Source organism: Nonomuraea sp. NPDC049269 (genome assembly GCF_043197155.1).
GTDB lineage: Bacteria > Actinomycetota > Actinomycetes > Streptosporangiales > Streptosporangiaceae > Nonomuraea.
The window spans coordinates 1,053,898-1,069,425 of sequence record NZ_JBICSO010000001.1; the positions used below are offsets into that span (position 1 = coordinate 1,053,898).

The 15,528-nt window shown below is 71.6% G+C and carries 13 protein-coding genes; 6 read left to right on the top strand and 7 right to left on the bottom strand.

Annotated elements, in window-relative coordinates:
* Positions 1-8: 8 nt before the first annotated feature.
* Entirely contained in the window at positions 9-896 is an 888-nt protein-coding gene (locus tag ACGFNP_RS04915; RefSeq protein ID WP_393314904.1) for an SDR family oxidoreductase, read from the bottom strand.
* A gap of 86 nt (positions 897-982) precedes the next feature.
* Between ACGFNP_RS04915 and ACGFNP_RS04920 the strand changes: the two genes are divergently transcribed.
* A complete protein-coding gene (locus ACGFNP_RS04920) occupies positions 983-1,621 on the top strand; it encodes a TetR/AcrR family transcriptional regulator (protein WP_358329193.1) in 639 nt (212 codons plus the stop codon).
* A 30-nt stretch (positions 1,622-1,651) separates the two neighbouring features.
* Here ACGFNP_RS04920 and ACGFNP_RS04925 read toward each other — a convergent pair whose 3' ends face one another.
* The 3 genes from ACGFNP_RS04925 to ACGFNP_RS04935 all read right to left on the bottom strand — a co-directional run bounded on the left by ACGFNP_RS04925 (position 1,652) and on the right by ACGFNP_RS04935 (position 7,735).
* Positions 1,652-3,151, bottom strand: coding sequence for a carboxylesterase/lipase family protein (locus ACGFNP_RS04925; RefSeq protein WP_393314907.1), 1,500 nt, complete (start codon positions 3,149-3,151; stop codon positions 1,652-1,654).
* A 128-nt stretch (positions 3,152-3,279) separates the two neighbouring features.
* The gene (locus tag ACGFNP_RS04930; protein ID WP_393314910.1) at positions 3,280-4,008 is read right to left on the bottom strand and encodes a DNA polymerase beta superfamily protein; all 729 of its coding nucleotides are present in this window, start codon (positions 4,006-4,008) and stop codon (positions 3,280-3,282) included.
* Between the two features lie 565 nt (positions 4,009-4,573).
* Positions 4,574-7,735, bottom strand: coding sequence for an ATP-binding protein (locus ACGFNP_RS04935; RefSeq protein ID WP_393314913.1), 3,162 nt, complete (start codon positions 7,733-7,735; stop codon positions 4,574-4,576).
* Positions 7,736-7,908: 173 nt separating this feature from the next.
* Here ACGFNP_RS04935 and ACGFNP_RS04940 point away from each other — a divergent pair, with 173 nt between their 5' ends.
* On the top strand, positions 7,909-8,391 hold the full coding sequence (locus tag ACGFNP_RS04940) for a hypothetical protein (protein ID WP_358329180.1): 483 nt from the start codon (positions 7,909-7,911) through the stop codon (positions 8,389-8,391).
* Positions 8,392-8,436: 45 nt separating this feature from the next.
* Here ACGFNP_RS04940 and ACGFNP_RS04945 read toward each other — a convergent pair whose 3' ends face one another.
* Entirely contained in the window at positions 8,437-8,943 is a 507-nt protein-coding gene (locus ACGFNP_RS04945) for a MarR family winged helix-turn-helix transcriptional regulator (RefSeq protein ID WP_393314916.1), read from the bottom strand.
* A 150-nt stretch (positions 8,944-9,093) separates the two neighbouring features.
* Between ACGFNP_RS04945 and ACGFNP_RS04950 the strand changes: the two genes are divergently transcribed.
* Positions 9,094-10,386 carry an amidohydrolase family protein gene (locus ACGFNP_RS04950; protein WP_358329174.1) on the top strand — a complete coding sequence of 431 codons (1,293 nt, stop codon included), beginning with the start codon at positions 9,094-9,096 and terminating at the stop codon, positions 10,384-10,386.
* Between the two features lie 71 nt (positions 10,387-10,457).
* Here the strand turns inward: ACGFNP_RS04950 and ACGFNP_RS04955 are convergent, their stop codons facing one another.
* Together ACGFNP_RS04955 and ACGFNP_RS04960 are read right to left on the bottom strand one after the other, a co-directional pair.
* A complete protein-coding gene (locus ACGFNP_RS04955) occupies positions 10,458-10,874 on the bottom strand; it encodes a hypothetical protein (protein WP_358329171.1) in 417 nt (138 codons plus the stop codon).
* An 83-nt stretch (positions 10,875-10,957) separates the two neighbouring features.
* Positions 10,958-12,070 carry a sensor histidine kinase gene (locus ACGFNP_RS04960; RefSeq protein WP_393314920.1) on the bottom strand — a complete coding sequence of 371 codons (1,113 nt, stop codon included), beginning with the start codon at positions 12,068-12,070 and terminating at the stop codon, positions 10,958-10,960.
* Positions 12,071-12,282: 212 nt separating this feature from the next.
* Here ACGFNP_RS04960 and ACGFNP_RS04965 point away from each other — a divergent pair, with 212 nt between their 5' ends.
* Genes ACGFNP_RS04965 through ACGFNP_RS04975 form a run of 3 tightly spaced genes read left to right on the top strand, consistent with a single transcriptional unit; the run spans position 12,283 to position 15,505 of the window.
* Entirely contained in the window at positions 12,283-13,218 is a 936-nt protein-coding gene (locus tag ACGFNP_RS04965) for an ATP-binding cassette domain-containing protein (protein ID WP_393314923.1), read from the top strand.
* Positions 13,215-14,732, top strand: coding sequence for an ABC transporter permease subunit (locus tag ACGFNP_RS04970; RefSeq protein WP_393314926.1), 1,518 nt, complete (start codon positions 13,215-13,217; stop codon positions 14,730-14,732). The genes ACGFNP_RS04965 and ACGFNP_RS04970 overlap by 4 nt, the downstream gene beginning before the upstream one ends.
* A complete protein-coding gene (locus tag ACGFNP_RS04975) occupies positions 14,729-15,505 on the top strand; it encodes an ABC transporter permease subunit (RefSeq protein ID WP_393314929.1) in 777 nt (258 codons plus the stop codon). Before ACGFNP_RS04970 ends, ACGFNP_RS04975 begins: the two co-directional genes overlap by 4 nt.
* Positions 15,506-15,528 lie beyond the last annotated feature (23 nt).

The window sequence follows — 15,528 nt, forward strand, 5'->3', positions numbered from 1 at the left end:
GGCCGGCCTCAGCCTCCTTCACGGCCGCTCGGGCGATTGATCTTCAGCCACGCGGACAGGGACAGCGGCTCGCCGAACCGGGCCCAGACCGCGCTGGAGTCGACGATCTGCGGCTGGGTGTCCAGCAGTGCCCCCATCTGCATCCGCCGGGCGAGGACCTCGTTGAACGGCCTGGTCAGCGGGCTCATCGCCCGGAGCATCCCGACCGGCATCTTGTTCTCGCCGTTGATCCGCAGGCCCAGCGAGGTCGCGATGAGTTCGTTGACCTTCGTGAGCGACAGCGCTTCGGGGCCGCCGAGGTCGGCGGACCAGCCTTCGCCGGGGCGGACGGCGAGCGCGGCGGCGACCCTGGCGACGTCCTTCCCGGCCACCCACGAGACGGGGCTGGCGCCCGATCCGAATACGGTGGCCTTCCCCTTCTCGGTGATCGACCCGGCGAGCAGCTCCACCCAGGTGTCCATCAGGTGGGTGGGCCGGAGGATCGAGTACGGCAGGCCGCTGGTGCGCAGAAGGCGCTCGACCTCGAACTTGAGCCGGAAGAACCCGACGGGGCTGTCGGCGCGGGCGCTTGCGGACGAGACGTACACGAAGTTCTGGACCGCGGTGTCGCGTGCGACGCCGATGAGGCTCGGGATCCCCGCGCCCTCGATGCCCTTGGGGCCGTTGTTCCCCTTGCCGTCGCCGCCCTGGACGGTGCAGACGATCGCTTCCGCGCCGGACGCGGCCCGCACCAGCGTGCGCTGGTCGTGGAGGTCGCCCGCGACGACCTCGACGCCCTGAACAGCGTGCGCCGAGGTCGGATCGCGGGTGACGACGCGCACCGCCTTTCCCTCATGGCGGAGCTGCTCCACGATCTGACGGCCCACCCTGCCTGTCCCGCCGAACACAACGATCACGTTTCTCTCCTAACAATGTTCATTGATCTAACAATGTTAGACATTAGACCGGCGATAGGATGACGGCGTCAATGGGAGGACGCATCGTGACGACGAAGGCCCAGCCCGAACCGAGCGCCAGCCAGAAGCGGCGCGAGCGGGAGCGACGGGAAATGCGGGTCCGGCTGCTGGAGGCCGCCCGGACCATCGCCTCCGAGGAGGGCTGGAACGCGGTCACGATCCGCCGCATCGCCGGCAAGCTCGAATACAGCGCGCCGATCCTCTACCAGCACTTCTCGAACAAGGAGGAACTGTTCGTCGAGCTGATGATGGTCGGCTTCGCCGAGCTGGCCGAGCGCCTGCGCCTGGCCGCGGCGGGCTCCCCTGAGGGGCGGCTGGTCGCGATGGCCGAGGCGTACTGGGCGTTCGCGTTCGCCTCGCCGGAGCTCTACCAGGCGATGAACGGCATGGACGGGGTGCCGTTCGGCACGGCCGAGACACCGTGGGAAGCCAAGAACGCCTTCCGGGTCTTTCGCAGCGCGTTGCAGGACATCGCGGAAGCGCGGGGCACCGAACTGGCCGATCCCCCTGGCGCGGTCGACACGATCTGGGCGTTCCTGCACGGCTGCGTGTCACTGGCGATGGCGGGCAGGGTCGCCGGCGGAACCGAGCGCTCCAGAACGCTCATGTTGAACGCCCTGGAGCCATTGTTCGCCGCCCAGCTGAGGGATCAGCCAGGAGGTTAGCGGGTGAGCGTGGCCACCAGCTCGCTACGGTCACGCCCGCAACGTGAGGGGGGCGAAGGTGTGGCCGGCCCACAACGCACGGGAGGCCTCCTCCGGATACGCCGCTGTGCCGGGCTCGGCGTCGATGACCCAGGTATGCCTGTTCTGCGGCTCGTACGCCGGCCAGCCCGGATCCCCGGTCGTGGCGAAGGCGATCCAGGCCGCGCGGACCCGGGCCGACAGCTCGGCCGCGGCTGGTGGCGGCTCCTGTCCCAGCAGTAGTCCTCCCGCTCCAGCGGTCAGGTTGCCGAACGTCAGTGGCAGGCCGAGCCCGTGGCAGGCACCGAGCACATCGCCGCCCATGCCGGGAGCCGGCCAGGTCAGCTCGTACAGGTGGGCCCGGCCGTGCCGTTGGTGGGTCTCGGCCAGCCGGACGGAAGGCATCCGGAACACCCAGTCGGAGTGCACCAGCTCGTACAGCCGCTCTTCGTCGGCCCCGGGGTAGGCGGCCCGGTAGGCCGCCGCGTCCGGGGCGAGCTCCCGCAGCGCGGTGGCCGCCCGCTCGGCGGTGATCTGACCGATGTCGCCCTTGATGGCCATGAACAGCCGATACTCGTCGCGGGTGTGCCCCACGATCAGCTCGACATCGCGCGCGGCCCCGTCCGCCAGTGACCGCCACGGCACCGCGGGCAGCACCTCGCCGTCCACGACCGGCGCGAACGGCGACTGGATGTACGCGGCCAGTCCCCACTGCGAGCGGTCGCCCATCTTGTCCGCCACCGCGTCCCCGGCGTCGATCAGCTGCTCCGGCGACAGGCGGGCGAGCTCGCCGGCGAGCGGGGCCACGCCCAGCTCACCGGCTACGGCGGCGGCGATGTCGGCGGCCAGCTCAGCGGAGAAGAACAGGCTTGGCACGCTCTGCGCGATCGCCCTGCGGAACAGACCGGCGGCTTGGGGCATCACCATCAGCGCCGCGATGCTCCCGGCTCCGGCGGACTCCCCGAACACGGTGACCCGGTCCGGATCTCCGCCGAAAGCCGCGATGTTGTCGTGCACCCAGCGCAGGGCGGCCACCTGGTCCAGTAACCCGCGGTTGGCCGGTGCCCCCTGGAAGTGTCCGAAGCCCTCGGCGGAGAGCCGGTAGTTGAAGGTGACCACGATGACGCCGTCCCGGGCGAGCACACGGCCGTCGAAGACCGGGTCCCCGGACCACCCGTACATGTAGCCCCCGCCCTGGATCCACACCATCACCGGCAGCCGGGCGGCGCCCAGGTCGGGGGACCAGACATTGACGGTCAGCCAGTCGCCGTCCGCGCCGTCCGCGCCTGACCTGCCCAGCAACCTGGACTGGGGCGGCGGCGGACCGAAGGCGCCGGCCTCGCGCACCCCGTCCCACGGCTCGGCCGGCACCGGTGCGGCCAGCCGCAGGTCGCCCACCGGCGGGCGCGCGAACGGTACGCCGCGGAAGACGGTCACGCCATCCTCCATCCGCCCGCGCACCCTTCCCGTGGTCACCCGGGCCTCCGGGCCCGCGGATCCGATGGCGCTCATGGCACACTCCTCTTCCGGGGGTGCCGGCTCCCATAGCCGGGCGCGGCCATCCTCGCCCAAACCGCGGGCCCGCCGCACCTCGTTATCGAGCGGACGCGCAGGATCTCGGGGTCCGCGGTGTGGTCGTCTCAGTCGCTGCCGATCGCCGCGAACACCGACGTGGGTGGCTCCCAGTAGGTGACGCGGACCTGCCGCAGCCATTCCTCCACCGCGGCACGGTGGGGCTGGGCGGGCAGCGGTGTGTGCGCGGTGTCGAAGGCCTCCTCCGTGGCAGCCAGTAGCGTGCGCGCTTCCTCGGTGTCGCCGGCGGCGATCCGCTCACCGAACGCGCGGATGGCGTCGGGGTCAGGCAGCCGGATCGGCAGGTGCCCGGTCTCGTACAGTTCGCGGCCCTGATACAGGAGCCGGGCGAGATGGCGGGCATGCTTCGCGGTGCGCTTACGGGTGTCGGCCGAGAACGAGCCGTCGCCGCGCTGGTCGAGGCGGCGGAACTGCTGGGTGGCGTAACCCAGGTAGGCGTCGCGGACGCGCGGCGCCGACAGGAACGCGTCCCTGATCGATATGAGCCGGTCACCGAGCGGGGTGCGGGTCTCGTACAGGTCGTCCGGCAGCCACAGCAGCTCCATCACGGTCGGGTTGCCGCCCAAGGTGAGCGCGCACCACTTGCCGGCCTCGTGCAGCGTCCGGTCCGGGCCGGTGGAGACGATGCTCTCCTTGGGGCGGGCCAGGCCGACCAGGTCGAAGGTGGGGGCGGCGTAGATGCCCAGCCGGTCAACGTCGCTGTCGGGCCCCGCCAGGCCGTACGCGGTCGAGCCAACGATGCCGGCGAGTAACACGTTCGCGGGGGTGGTGGTCATAGTGTGTCCTCCGGAGGGCAGCACTGGCGAGCAGGTGCGCGAAAACTACCAGTAACCCGAAGTCGCCCATGATCTGCCGACATTCGGCCCGAATCCGAAGCCCACCGATGGCCCTACGCCGACAGAGGTCGAACCGGCCGAGCTTCCGTCACCCTTGTACCACTCTGTGCCGATATCGACCTTGCCCACGCCCAGGCTTGGACTCCGCGGCATGACATAGGTCCCCGTGCCGCCTTGGTTGGCGACGTTGGCATTGGAGCCCTTGACCGACACGTTGGCGTTCGCGCCCACGCCGAGCCCGGGCCGCCGGGGCCGCCGTCTGCGTGATCGCCACCGGCACCAGGAACCTGCAGCTCAGGACCGCCGCGAGTGACAGTCTCCACGTGTTGCCGCGCATGAGTGGATTCCCTTTCCCGCCGCCCCGCCGACGATCTACGAGCGAGAGTCTGCGCTCAGAAGGAGCACGGGACCAGGCAATCAACCGGACATTGACCGGACACTTTCCGCGGCCGCTACCCTTCCGGCCACCCGGCCGTCAGTCCCGGCTTGGGAGGCGGTGAAACGGTCAACCGAGCCGGGCGGCCACCTCCTGGGCGCGGCGCAGGTCGTACGGTGCCGACAGGCGTTCGGCCGCCCGTACCGCCTGCCCGGCGGCCTTCGCCGCCGCCCGCCGTTCGCCCGCCGCGGCCAGGACGAGCGCGCGGGCCCAGCCGATGCGGGCGGCGGCTCCCGGATGGCGGGCCTGGTACTCGGCGAGGTGCCGGTGGAGCCTCCGGGCCGTCGCGGGGTCCGGGGACCTGCGGCAGAGCAGCTCGGCCAGGCCCGACCAGCACTCCAGCATGCCGCGCTGGGCCTTCGGCAGGCGGGCGGCCAGATCCAGCGCCCGGGCCAGCGCCTCCCGCGGGCCGTCCGCGATCCTCGGGTCGGCTGATCGCGGATCGTCCGCGATCAGCCGGGCCGAGGCCGTGAGCAGGCGCAGCTCCTGGATCACCGGCATGACCGCGCCGTCCCGCAGGCCGAGCCGCTGCTCGTGGGCGCGGCGGCGCTCGGTCGAGGCGCGGGCCGCCGCCAGCACCCCGGCGACACGATCGGGGCTGGTCCCCTCGATCCGCAGCAGGGCCTCGGCCTGGCCCGTCAGGCACCAGTGGCGGCCGATGTCGTCGCCGCCGACCCGGCTCGCCGCCTGTTCCGCCGTGGCGGCGTACAGGTTCGCGGCCTGCTCGAAGTCGCCCCGCCAGAGCGCCGTCTCCGCGAGCATGCCCGCGCAGTTCTCGGCCACCCGCGGGTCCAGCGTCCTGGCCCGGCACTCGGCGAACGACTCCCGGGCCGCCTCGAACTCCCCGGCCGAGAGCTGGTCCAGGCCCCGGGCCAGGCGGGCGCGGCTCGCGGGCTCCGTGGGATGCGCGATGCCGGTCAGGGCTCTGTCGGCGAGCGCGCCGTAGCGACCGGCCAGGCGGTGGCGGCCGGCGACGCGGGCGATGGTGGCGAAGTTCGCGTACGCCTCCGCGCGCAGGTCCGGGGCGGAGGTGCGGTCGGCGGCGTTGAGCTGGCGCAACGAGACCGCCAGCATCGTCGGCACATCCTGCCGGTGGTAGGCCAGCCGCGCCAGGAACGTCAGCGCCTGCGCCACCTCGGCGTCCCGCTCGGACCGGGGCACCGGCAGGACCCGATGGAGGACCTGGCGCGCGGCGGCCGTCAGGATGGCGGCGACCAGGCCGGGCCGGGAGGCCGGCAGCGGCCTGCCGACCGTGTCGAGCGCCGCCCGGACCAGCCGGTACGCCTCCCGCTCCCGGGCAAGCTGATGCTCGCTCACGCACGCCATCCGCAACCACCGCGCCCGCAGGCGGGGAGCCTCGGGCGTACGGGCGAGATGCCACCGCACGACGGCCCCCGACTCCTCGTACAGCCGCAGCCGCAGGCACAACACCCAGTAGTTGTCCAGGAACCCGGGCTCCCGGGACACCGCCCAGGCCAGCCGGATGTTGTCCATCTCGGCCCCCAGCACGCGGGTCACCTCCGCGTCCGAGGCATCCTGCAGGGCGGCCGCGTGCCTGTCGAGCAGGCGCGAGAAGTATGCGGCGTGCCGCTCCCGCACCGCCCGCCGCTCGCCCGGCGACAACCGCTCGACGGCGAACTGCTGGATGAGCGGGTGGATGACGTACCGCCCGGCCGGGGTGAGCTCGATCATGCTCTGGTCGATCAGGCGGACCAGCACGGGCGGCGCGGTCCTGGCCACCTCCAGCGCCGCGGGCAGCGTGCAGCCGCCGCCGAACACCGCCAGCGCCGCCAGCGTCTTCTGCCCGGCCGGGTCGAGGAGCCGCCAGGAGGTCTCGAACACCGTACGCATGCAGGCGTGCCGCGACCGGGCCGCCGGTCCCGCGGCCGACAGCAGGCCGGGGTCCACGCCGAGGCGGCGGCCCAGCTCGGCGGGCGGCACGGCCCGCAGCAGCCCGGCCGCCAGCTCGATGGCCAGCGGCAGACCGCCTGTGGCGGCGCAGATCGCGGCCACGGCGGCGGCGTTCCGGTCGGCGTCGAACGCCGGTTGCGCCCGCGTCGCCCTGGCCGCGAACAGGGCCTCGGCCGCCGGTCCCGGCAGGCCCGCCACCTCGAACGTCACCTGACCGGGCAGGTCGAGCCGTCGCCTGCTCGTCGCCAGGACCCGCGTGCCCGGGGCCGTACTCAGGATGCGCCCGATGACCGCGTCGAAGGCGGGCAGGTGCTCGATGTTGTCCAGCACCAGGAGGTCCTCCTGCCGGGCCAGCGCCGCCAGGAGCAGGTCCAGGGCGGGGCGCTGCGGCGTGAGGTCCACGCCGAGGCGGCGGGCGAGCGTGGTGACGGCCGCCTCCGGACGTACCCCGGCGAAGGAGACGAAACGGGCCGAGCCCGAGGCGGCCGCGATGGCCAGGCGGGTCTTGCCGACGCCGCCCGGGCCCAGCAGGGTGACCAGGCGTTCGGCGGCCAGCAGCGTGCGCAGCCGCCCAAGCTCCTCCTCCCGGCCGAACAGCTCCGTGCCGGGCACCGGCGGGGCCGCGCGCCGGACGGCCGTCCGCTGGGTGAGCAGGCGCCGCCTGGCCGCCGCTGTCTCCGGCGCGGGCTCGACGCCCAGGTCGGCGGCCAGCCGCCGCCGCAGGTCGTCGTAGCAGGCCAGGGCCGCCGCCCGGTTGCCCGCCGCGGCCAGGCCCGCCATCAGCAGCCGGTGCGCCTCCTCGTCGTACGGGTCCAGCCCGGCCACCAGGCGCGCCAGCCGTACGAGATCGGCCGGTGGCGCGGAGCCGGAGCGCAACAGCTCGCGCAGCCGCAGCCGGGCTTGCCCGCGCTCCGACTCCAGCCATCCGCCGAAGGCCGGGGCGTCGCAGAACCACACCCCGTCCATGAAGTCGCCCCGCCACAACCGCAGCGCCTCCGCCACGGTCGCCGTCTCAGCCAGGCGTCCGTGGTCCACGTAGCAGCCGCCGGGGCGGAACCGTACGTGGTCGCGGGTGATGTCCAGCCACCCGCCCACCTCCTTGCGCAGCTCCGACAGCGCCAGGCGCAGACTGCCGCGGGCGTTGGCGTCCGGCCGCTCGCCCCACAGCAGCGCGGCCAGCTCGGAGCGCGGGCGCGGGCCCGGCATGGTGGCGAGATAGCAGAGCAGGGCGCGGGTCTTGGCGGAGCGGATGCCCACCGGCCGCCCCCCGACGGCCAGCTCAGGCGGGCCGAGCAGCAGCAGGATCAGCGAGTCTCCCATAGCCACAGCAGGGTAGGCGCGTCCCCGCCGCGCGACTGTGAAAAAGGGCGTGCACGGAACGTGCCCTGCGCCACTGACCAGCGCTCTCACGATGTGCTCACGCTGACTGCCCCACTCTGATGCCACGTTTCGCGAGAACCGCGAGACGCGATCCTCTCCAAAGGAGAAGCAGTATGCGCTCTCAGAAGCTGATCCCCGCACTCGCCCTGGCGGCGGGACTGGCCGTCCCTGCAGTGCTGGCCGCGGCCCCGCCAGCCGGCGCGACCGCCTTGGCCGCGAACTGCTCGGTCGCGTTCTACGACCTCGACGCGTCCGCCGTGGACGAGGTCGACGGCAAGGACGAGCTCAGGCTCGAGGTCGGATCCAGGATCTTCCCCACCTCCTGGGTCAACATGCAAGCCGGCGACGACGCCGACCCGGTGGACTTCGACTACGCGAGCGTCAACGTCAGCAGTACCTCGTCGTTGGCCTTCAACCTGCGCGAGGTCCAGCCGCCGATCGTCAAGTCCGGCTTCAACCTCGGCACGATCATCGTGGACGGCGCCGACTGCTCCGGGCTCTCCACCGGCCAGTACGCCATCGTCGGAGGCATCGTCTCCGGCACCCATGACAGCTACTACGAATACAACCTCAGGTTCAAGATGACCGGGCTGTAACCCGCCCGAACGTGAAGGCCCCGCCGTGGTCCCGAGGCGGGGTCTTCACCTTGGATCAGCCACGCCGCCCTGGCTCGTAGCGGGACCCTCGCCGCCGTCAGGCTCGATGTGGTCGATCAGCTGCTCGCTCCAGGTCCGGATAGCGGCGGCCTGCTCGGGCGTGAGCGAGTCGAGAAAGTAACGGCGGACGTTGCCGGCGTGCACGAGGATGGCGTTCTGCGCGGCGCGGCGGCCATCGGCGGTCAGTCCGATCCCCGTGCGGCGGCCGTCGGCTCCGCTCTGGGTCCGCTCCACGAAGCCGCGGTTCTCCATGCGCGTCAGCAGGTGCGAGACACGGCTCTTCTCCCAGTCGAGCGACTCGGAGAGCTCGCCGACGCGCATCTCGCGACCGAGCGCCTGCCACAGCGTCACCAGCATGCTGAACTCAGCCTTCGAGATGCCGCAGTCGCGCTGCAGAGCACGGTCGAGCTCCCGCGCGAGCAGGCGCTGCGCGCGCATCCAGGTGTCCCAGAACTCCCACTCCTCGGGTTCCAGCGCATGGGTTTCCGCCATGGCGGGAATCATACCGAGTTGACGCGTCAACTCAGCTTCCTTAGAGTTGACGCGTCAACTCTTTCGAAAGGACGCCATGGCATTCCGCATCGGCACCATCACCGGCCGCACGCGCCCCGGACAACGGGCATTCGGGGAGGTGCCTCCCCGATGAGGACGCTGTTACGTGGCGGCATGGTGATCAGCATGGACCCGGCCGTCGGCGATCTCCCGCAGGGCGACGTGCTCATCGAGGACGGCCTGATCGCCGCGGTCGCCGCCACCGTCGACGCGGCCGACGCCGAGGTCGTGGACGCCACGGGCAAGATCGTGATGCCCGGTTTCGTGGACACCCACCGGCACACCTGGCAGACCGCGTTCCGCGGCATCGGCGCGGACTGGACGTTCGACCAGTACCGCGTCGGCATGCACGGCACGATCCGGCCGCACTACCAGCCGGAAGACGTCTACCTGGGCAACCTGCTCGGCCGGATCGAGGCGCTCAGCTCGGGCGTCACGACCATGCTCGACTGGTTCCACTGCTCCCACCGCCCGGAGAACGCCGACGCCGCGATCCAGGCACTGCGCGCGGCACCCGGCCGCTCGGTGTTCTGCTATTGCGCGGGCTTCACCGACGACCCGATCGCACCCGAGATCACGCGCGTACGGTCGCAGTTGTCCGACGGCGACATGATGCTGGGCCTGCGCGGGCCACAACTGACCACGATGGACACCACCGCCGCCGACGTCGCGCTGGCGCGGGAACTCGGGCTGCGGGTGAGCGTGCACGTGCACGGCGCTACGGGCTGGCCTCGTGGTCGCCGCCCGATCGCCGACATGCGTGACCGCGGGCTGCTCGACGACCGCACGACCTTCGTGCACGGCAACGGCATCTCCGACGACCAGGTGGCGATGATGGCCGATGCGGGTTGCTCGGTGTCGATCAGCCCGGACGTCGAGCTGAACATGGGCCTCGGCTGGCCCGAGACCGGCCGTATGCTGGCCGCCGGAATCCGCCCGTCGCTGTCCATCGACAACTGCCCGTCCGTCGGCGGCGACATGTTCACCACCATGCGCACGGCGCTCGCCACCCAGCGCGGCCTGGACGGCGGCCTCACAGCGCGCGACGTCGCCGAGTTCGCCACGGTGGACGGCGCCCGCGCGTGCGGACTCGACTCCCGAACCGGCAGCATCTCCATCGGCAAGGACGCCGACCTGATCCTGCTCGACGCCGAGGACCTCTCGGTCTTCCCCGTCGGCAACCCCGTCGGCACGATCGTCGCTTCCGGCCATCCCGGCCTGGTGGACAGCGTCTTCGTCGCCGGCAGAGCGGTCAAGCGGCACGGTCGGCTGCTCGGCGTGGACCTGGCGGCGTTGCGGGGCCGGCTGCTGGAGTCCCGCGATCGGATCGCCGCGGCCGCCGGCATCGCGGTCGACGGATCATGGACACCGCCGACACGATGAGCGCCTCGAAACACCGGCCAGGAGCGATCAGGGCCGCCGTCATCAGAGCAGGAAGACCGGGCTGGGGGCGGTCAGCCGCGCGCCCGCTCGACGAGGGCGGCCATGGTGGCAGGCCAGTCGGCGGTGACCGCGGGGCCGATCTGTGGCCCGAGTTCATCGGCCGCGGCACCCGTGATCTCCATCCGGTACACCACCCGAGTGCGGAGTCGCTCGCCCCGGTCCAGCCGGTGGACAGTGCGCAGGAGCAGGCCGTCGATACGAGCCTCGTCCACGAACAACTCGTCGACCGTCGCCTCGGCGACGCGCAGGTGCACCGGGTCCTCCCCGGCCGGAGTCATCACGATCTCAGCACCCGCCGCGAACGTGCCGCTGATCTGGATGCTCTCGATGTCGGCGTTCCAGGCTCCCCAGTTCTCGACATCGGCCCACAGACGCCAGATCGCCTCGGGCATGGCATTGGTCTCGACGCTGTGCTCGTACGTCCACATGAGTGACTCCCCCGCTCTCGGCAGACAATCTATGCGAAGACTATCTACGCGAAGACTATCTGTCCACCGGTCATCCTCGGACGTCAGGGATGGTGCGGATGAGATCCGTGCGCGAACCACACGGTGATGGACAGGCCGCCTTCGGGGCGTGCGCTGGTGGTGAGAATGGCGTGGTGAGCTTGCGTGACGGCATTGACGATGGCCAGGCCGAGACCGTAGCCGTCGCGGCCGTGACGATCAGGCGCCAGTTTCTGGAAGGGTTGAAAGAGGCGCTGGATCTGGTCGTCGGGGATGACCGGCCCGCTGTTGGTGACCGTAAGGGCCACCTGGGTGCCGGAGGTCCGCACAGTGACATGGACGTGCCCGCCTGGGTGATTGTGACGGACGGCGTTGTCGATGAGGTTGGCGACGAGACTCTCGATCAGTCTCGGGTCCCCGGCCGTCATGGCGGGCGTCAGGTGTTCGGTGAGGTCGATGCCTGCTTCCGTTGCCCGGTCGCGGCGGGAGGCGAGCACTCCTTCGACGACGTGGGCGAGGTCGAGGGCGTCCCAGCGGGTGACGCCGCGCTCGCTGGTGGCCAGGGCGAGCAGTGCTTGGACGAGCCGCTCCTGGTGTCCGCCCAGGGCGAGGGCCTCCTGGCAGGCCGCGCGCAGGGCGTCGGCGTCGGCGTCGGGGTCGGCGAGCGCGACTTCGAGCAGGGTACGCAGGCCGGCCAGAGGGGTGCGCAGCTCGTGGGAGGCGTTGGCGATGAAATGTCGTTGGGCGTCGAAGGATGCCTGCAGGCGGGCGAACAGGTCGTCGAGGATGTGACCGAGCTCGGTCAGCTCGTCGCCGGGCTCACCGAGGCCGAGGCGCTGGTGGAGGTTTCCGGCGGAGATGATCTGGGCGGTGGCGGTGATGGCGCGTAGCGGGCGCAGGAACCGGCCGGCGACGAACCAGCCCAGAGCCAGGGCGACGGGAATCAGAATGACCAGGGCGACGGCGGATCCGGCGAGGAGTTGGGGCAGGCTGATCCCGGGCCCGGTTTCGGTGATCGCGCTCGATGAGGGGTGGCCCTTGGGGGTGGTCGCCTGGACGCTGGCGAGCGGGACGGCGACGAAGAGGACCACCAAGACCCCGGCGGCGTAGATGCCCGCCGCGTAGGCGAGCGCGAGCCGCGTCTGCAGGGACCTTCTGGCCGGCTGCTTGGGAGTCATGACGGTCCGATGCGGTGGCGGCGCAACCCGGTGCCGATGGAGCGGCCCGGGCGAGGAGAGCGGCGGAACGGGCCGCCGATTTGACGCGTCACGCACCCAACATTGCCAGGTCGCAGGTTCCAACCGGGTCGCAGCAACTGAGACCGGGCTGGAACCGGGAGCGATGTACACCTGTCCCGCATGAGACCACACCGAACCGACTGCTCACCCCGATGAGCGCCCCAGGGATTGTCGTCGCCGGGCTGCGTAAGCGGTACGGGGCGACCCAAGCCCTCGACGGCATGTCCTTTTCCGTCCATCCGGGGCGGGTGACCGGCTTCGTGGGGCCGAACGGGGCCGGGAAGTCGACCACGATGCGCGTGATCCTGGGCCTGGACGCGGTGGACGAGGGCACCGCGCTGATCGAGGGGAGGCCGTACCGCAGCCTTCGGCCGCCGCTGAGCCACCTCGGTTCGCTGCTGGACGCGGCGGCGTTGCACCCGAGCCGGAGTGCCCGCAACCACCTGCTCTGGCTGGCGCATTCGCAGGGCCTGGCGGCGCGGCGGGTGGACCAGGTGATCGAGCAGGTCGGCCTGGCCTCGGCCGCCCGGCGCAAGGCCGGAGGCTACTCGCTCGGCATGCGGCAACGGCTCGGGATCGCCGCGGCCCTGCTGGGCGACCCGCCGATCGTCATGCTCGATGAGCCGTTCAACGGCATGGATCCCGACGGCATCATCTGGATGCGTGGGTTCCTGCGGTCACTGGCCGCTCAGGGCCGTGCCGTGCTGGTGTCCAGCCACCTGATGAGCGAGTTGCAGGACATGGCCGATCATCTCGTCCTGGTCGGGCGGGGCAAGGTCATCGCCGACGCCGGCGTGGCCGACCTGCTCGCGGCCGCGTCCAGGAACCGGGTGGTCCTGCGCACCACGGCCCGCCAGGAGGCGATGAGGGTGCTCGCGCGGGCCGGCGCGACCGTGGCGGCCACCGGCCTGGACGCCGTCACCGTCTCCGGTCTGCCTTCGGATCGGGTCGTGACGCTGCTGCGCGAGAGCGCGGTCGCGTTCTCCGAGGTGTCAGCGCACCGCGCCACGTTGGAGGACGTCTATCTGGAGCTCACCCGCGAGGCGGTCGAGTTCCGCGCCGCGACGCCCGCGCGGGTGCGGCGGTGACCCCCACCATGACGCGGCATCCATCGGCCCAGCGGGCCGGGCGCGACGGCTTCCCCCAGGTGCTGCACGCGGAGTGGACCAAGTTCCGCTCTGTCCGGGCGTGGATGCTCGGTATGGTGGCCGCGGCGCTGATGATGGTGCTGGTCGCCCTGCTCGCCGGGATCAGCAGCGATCAGCGCGGCTCGCCGGCCGTCCCGGTCGGACCCGATGGCGGACCGGTTACCGACAGCTTCTCCTTCGTGCACCGGCCGCTGACCGGAGACGGCAGCATCACCGTCTCCGTTTCCGCGCTCAGGAGCAGCATCGCCACGGGTCTGGCGAACCTGCGGCCTGGCAGCGTGCCGTGGGCGAAGGCCGGGCTCATCCTCAAGGGGGACACCCGCCAGGGATCACCGTACGCGGCGATCATGATCACCGGCGCCCACGGCGTGCGGATGCAGCACAACTACGTCAACGACACGGCCGGCCCTTCCGGCTCCGTCTCCTGGCTGCGGCTGGACCGCTCCGGGGACGCGATCACCGGCTATGCCTCCGCCGACGGCACGCACTGGACCAAGGTGAGCACCGTGCAGGTGAAGGGCCTCGGACCGACCGCGCAAGGCGGGTTGTTCGTCGCGTCTCCGTCCTCCGTGGACGGCATGGGCACGGTCCCCAGTGTGTCCACGGCCGTCTTCGGGGATCTTCGTAGCCAGGGGCGCTGGGCCGGGGGAAACTGGACAGGCGACCAGGTGGGACCCGAATCCCCCAGCTTCCCCGGCTACCCGCGGAACACCTCGGGTTCGTTCCCGGGATCTGACGGCCGCTTCACGGTGACCGGCTCCGGCGACATAGCACCCGCCGTACGCCTGGCTCTGGCAACCGGCGGCACTCTCGGAGAAATCCTCACCGGCACGTTCGCCGCGCTGATCACGGTGATCGTCGTGGGCACGCGGTTCATCACCGCCGAATACCGGGAAGGCATGATCCACGTCACTCTGGCCGCCAGCCCGAGGCGGAGCCGGGTGCTGGCGGCCAAGGCCATCGTCCTGGGCGCCGTCACCTTCGTCGCCGGGCTGGCGGGATCGGCCGTCGCGATTCCACTCGGCGAGAGGCTCGCGCGGGCCAACGGCGTGTACCTGTTCCCGGTGACGTTCTCGGCCCAGCTCCGGATCGCGTTCGGGACCGCGGCCCTGCTCGCGGCCGCCTCGATTCTGGCTCTCGCCGTCGGCACCATATTCCGGCGCGGTGCCGGGGCGGTCACCAGCGTGGTCGCGGCCATCGTGCTGCCCTACATCCTGTTCGCCCAGGTCCCGTTCCTGCCCGCGGGCGTGTCGAACGTGCTGGCCCGGGTGACACCGGCCGCGGCCTTCGCCGTCCAGCAGACGCTGGTGCCATATCGCCAGGTCACGAGCGTCTATACGCCGTACAACGGCTATTACCCGCTGACGCCGTGGGCGGGGTTCGCCGTCCTGGCCGGTTACGCGGTGGTGAGCCTGGCCGTGGCAGCCGTCGTTCTCCGCAGGAGGGACGCATGAGGCCGGCCCTGCACGCGGAGTGGACGAAGCTGCGGACCGTCGCCGGCTCCCTGTGGCTGCTGCTCGGCACCATCGCGCTGACCGTGGCCGTGAGCGTCGCGGTGACCTCGGTGATGACCTGTGGCGCCGCCGGCTGCGGCTACGACACGACCAGACTCAGCCTCACCGGCGTCATGCTGGGCCAGGCGCTGGTCGCCATCCTGGCCGTGCTGGTCATCAGCCGCGAGTACAGCTCGGGCTTCATCCGTACCACCCTGGCGGCGATGCCGCATCGGGGCACCGTCCTCGCGGCCAAAGCCGTCACCCTCACCGGCGTCGTGGCCGCGGCCGGGACCGTCGCCGTCCTCGGGTCGCTGCTGGCGGGGCGGCTCATCCTGCCCGGCCACGGTTTCACCGCTGACCGCGGCTACCCGGCCTTGACCCTGACCGACGGGCCCACGCTGCGTGCGACCGTCGGATCGATCCTCTATCTGGCGCTGATCGCCCTGCTCAGCCTCGGCGTCGCCACAGTCGTACGGGACTCCGCGACCAGTATCGGGATTGTCCTCGGCCTGCTCTACCTGTTCCCCATCCTCTCCCAGGCGATCGGCGATCCGCACTGGCAGCGCCTGCTTCAGCGGATCGGGCCCATGAGCGCCGGGCTGGCCATCCAGGCCACCACCGATCTCCGCAGCCTGCCCGTCAGCCCGTGGGCGGGCCTCGGCATCCTCGCCGCCTGGGCCGCTGCCGCGCTGGTGGCCGGAGCACTGGTGCTGCGGCTGCGTGACGCCTGACGGCACCGTCAAGGCAGGGTGTG

Bases quoted from the DNA above. Each gene is read 5' to 3' on its own strand.
- ACGFNP_RS04925 (WP_393314907.1), bottom strand. From the start codon at position 3,151: ATGAGCGCCATCGGATCCGCGGGCCCGGAGGCCCGGGTGACCACGGGA.
- ACGFNP_RS04930 (WP_393314910.1), bottom strand. From the start codon at position 4,008: ATGACCACCACCCCCGCGAACGTGTTACTCGCCGGCATCGTTGGCTCG.
- ACGFNP_RS04935 (WP_393314913.1), bottom strand. From the start codon at position 7,735: ATGGGAGACTCGCTGATCCTGCTGCTGCTCGGCCCGCCTGAGCTGGCC.
- ACGFNP_RS04940 (WP_358329180.1), top strand. From the start codon at position 7,909: ATGCGCTCTCAGAAGCTGATCCCCGCACTCGCCCTGGCGGCGGGACTG.
- ACGFNP_RS04945 (WP_393314916.1), bottom strand. From the start codon at position 8,943: ATGGCGGAAACCCATGCGCTGGAACCCGAGGAGTGGGAGTTCTGGGAC.
- ACGFNP_RS04950 (WP_358329174.1), top strand. From the start codon at position 9,094: ATGAGGACGCTGTTACGTGGCGGCATGGTGATCAGCATGGACCCGGCC.
- ACGFNP_RS04955 (WP_358329171.1), bottom strand. From the start codon at position 10,874: ATGTGGACGTACGAGCACAGCGTCGAGACCAATGCCATGCCCGAGGCG.
- ACGFNP_RS04960 (WP_393314920.1), bottom strand. From the start codon at position 12,070: ATGACTCCCAAGCAGCCGGCCAGAAGGTCCCTGCAGACGCGGCTCGCG.
- ACGFNP_RS04965 (WP_393314923.1), top strand. From the start codon at position 12,283: ATGAGCGCCCCAGGGATTGTCGTCGCCGGGCTGCGTAAGCGGTACGGG.
- ACGFNP_RS04975 (WP_393314929.1), top strand. From the start codon at position 14,729: ATGAGGCCGGCCCTGCACGCGGAGTGGACGAAGCTGCGGACCGTCGCC.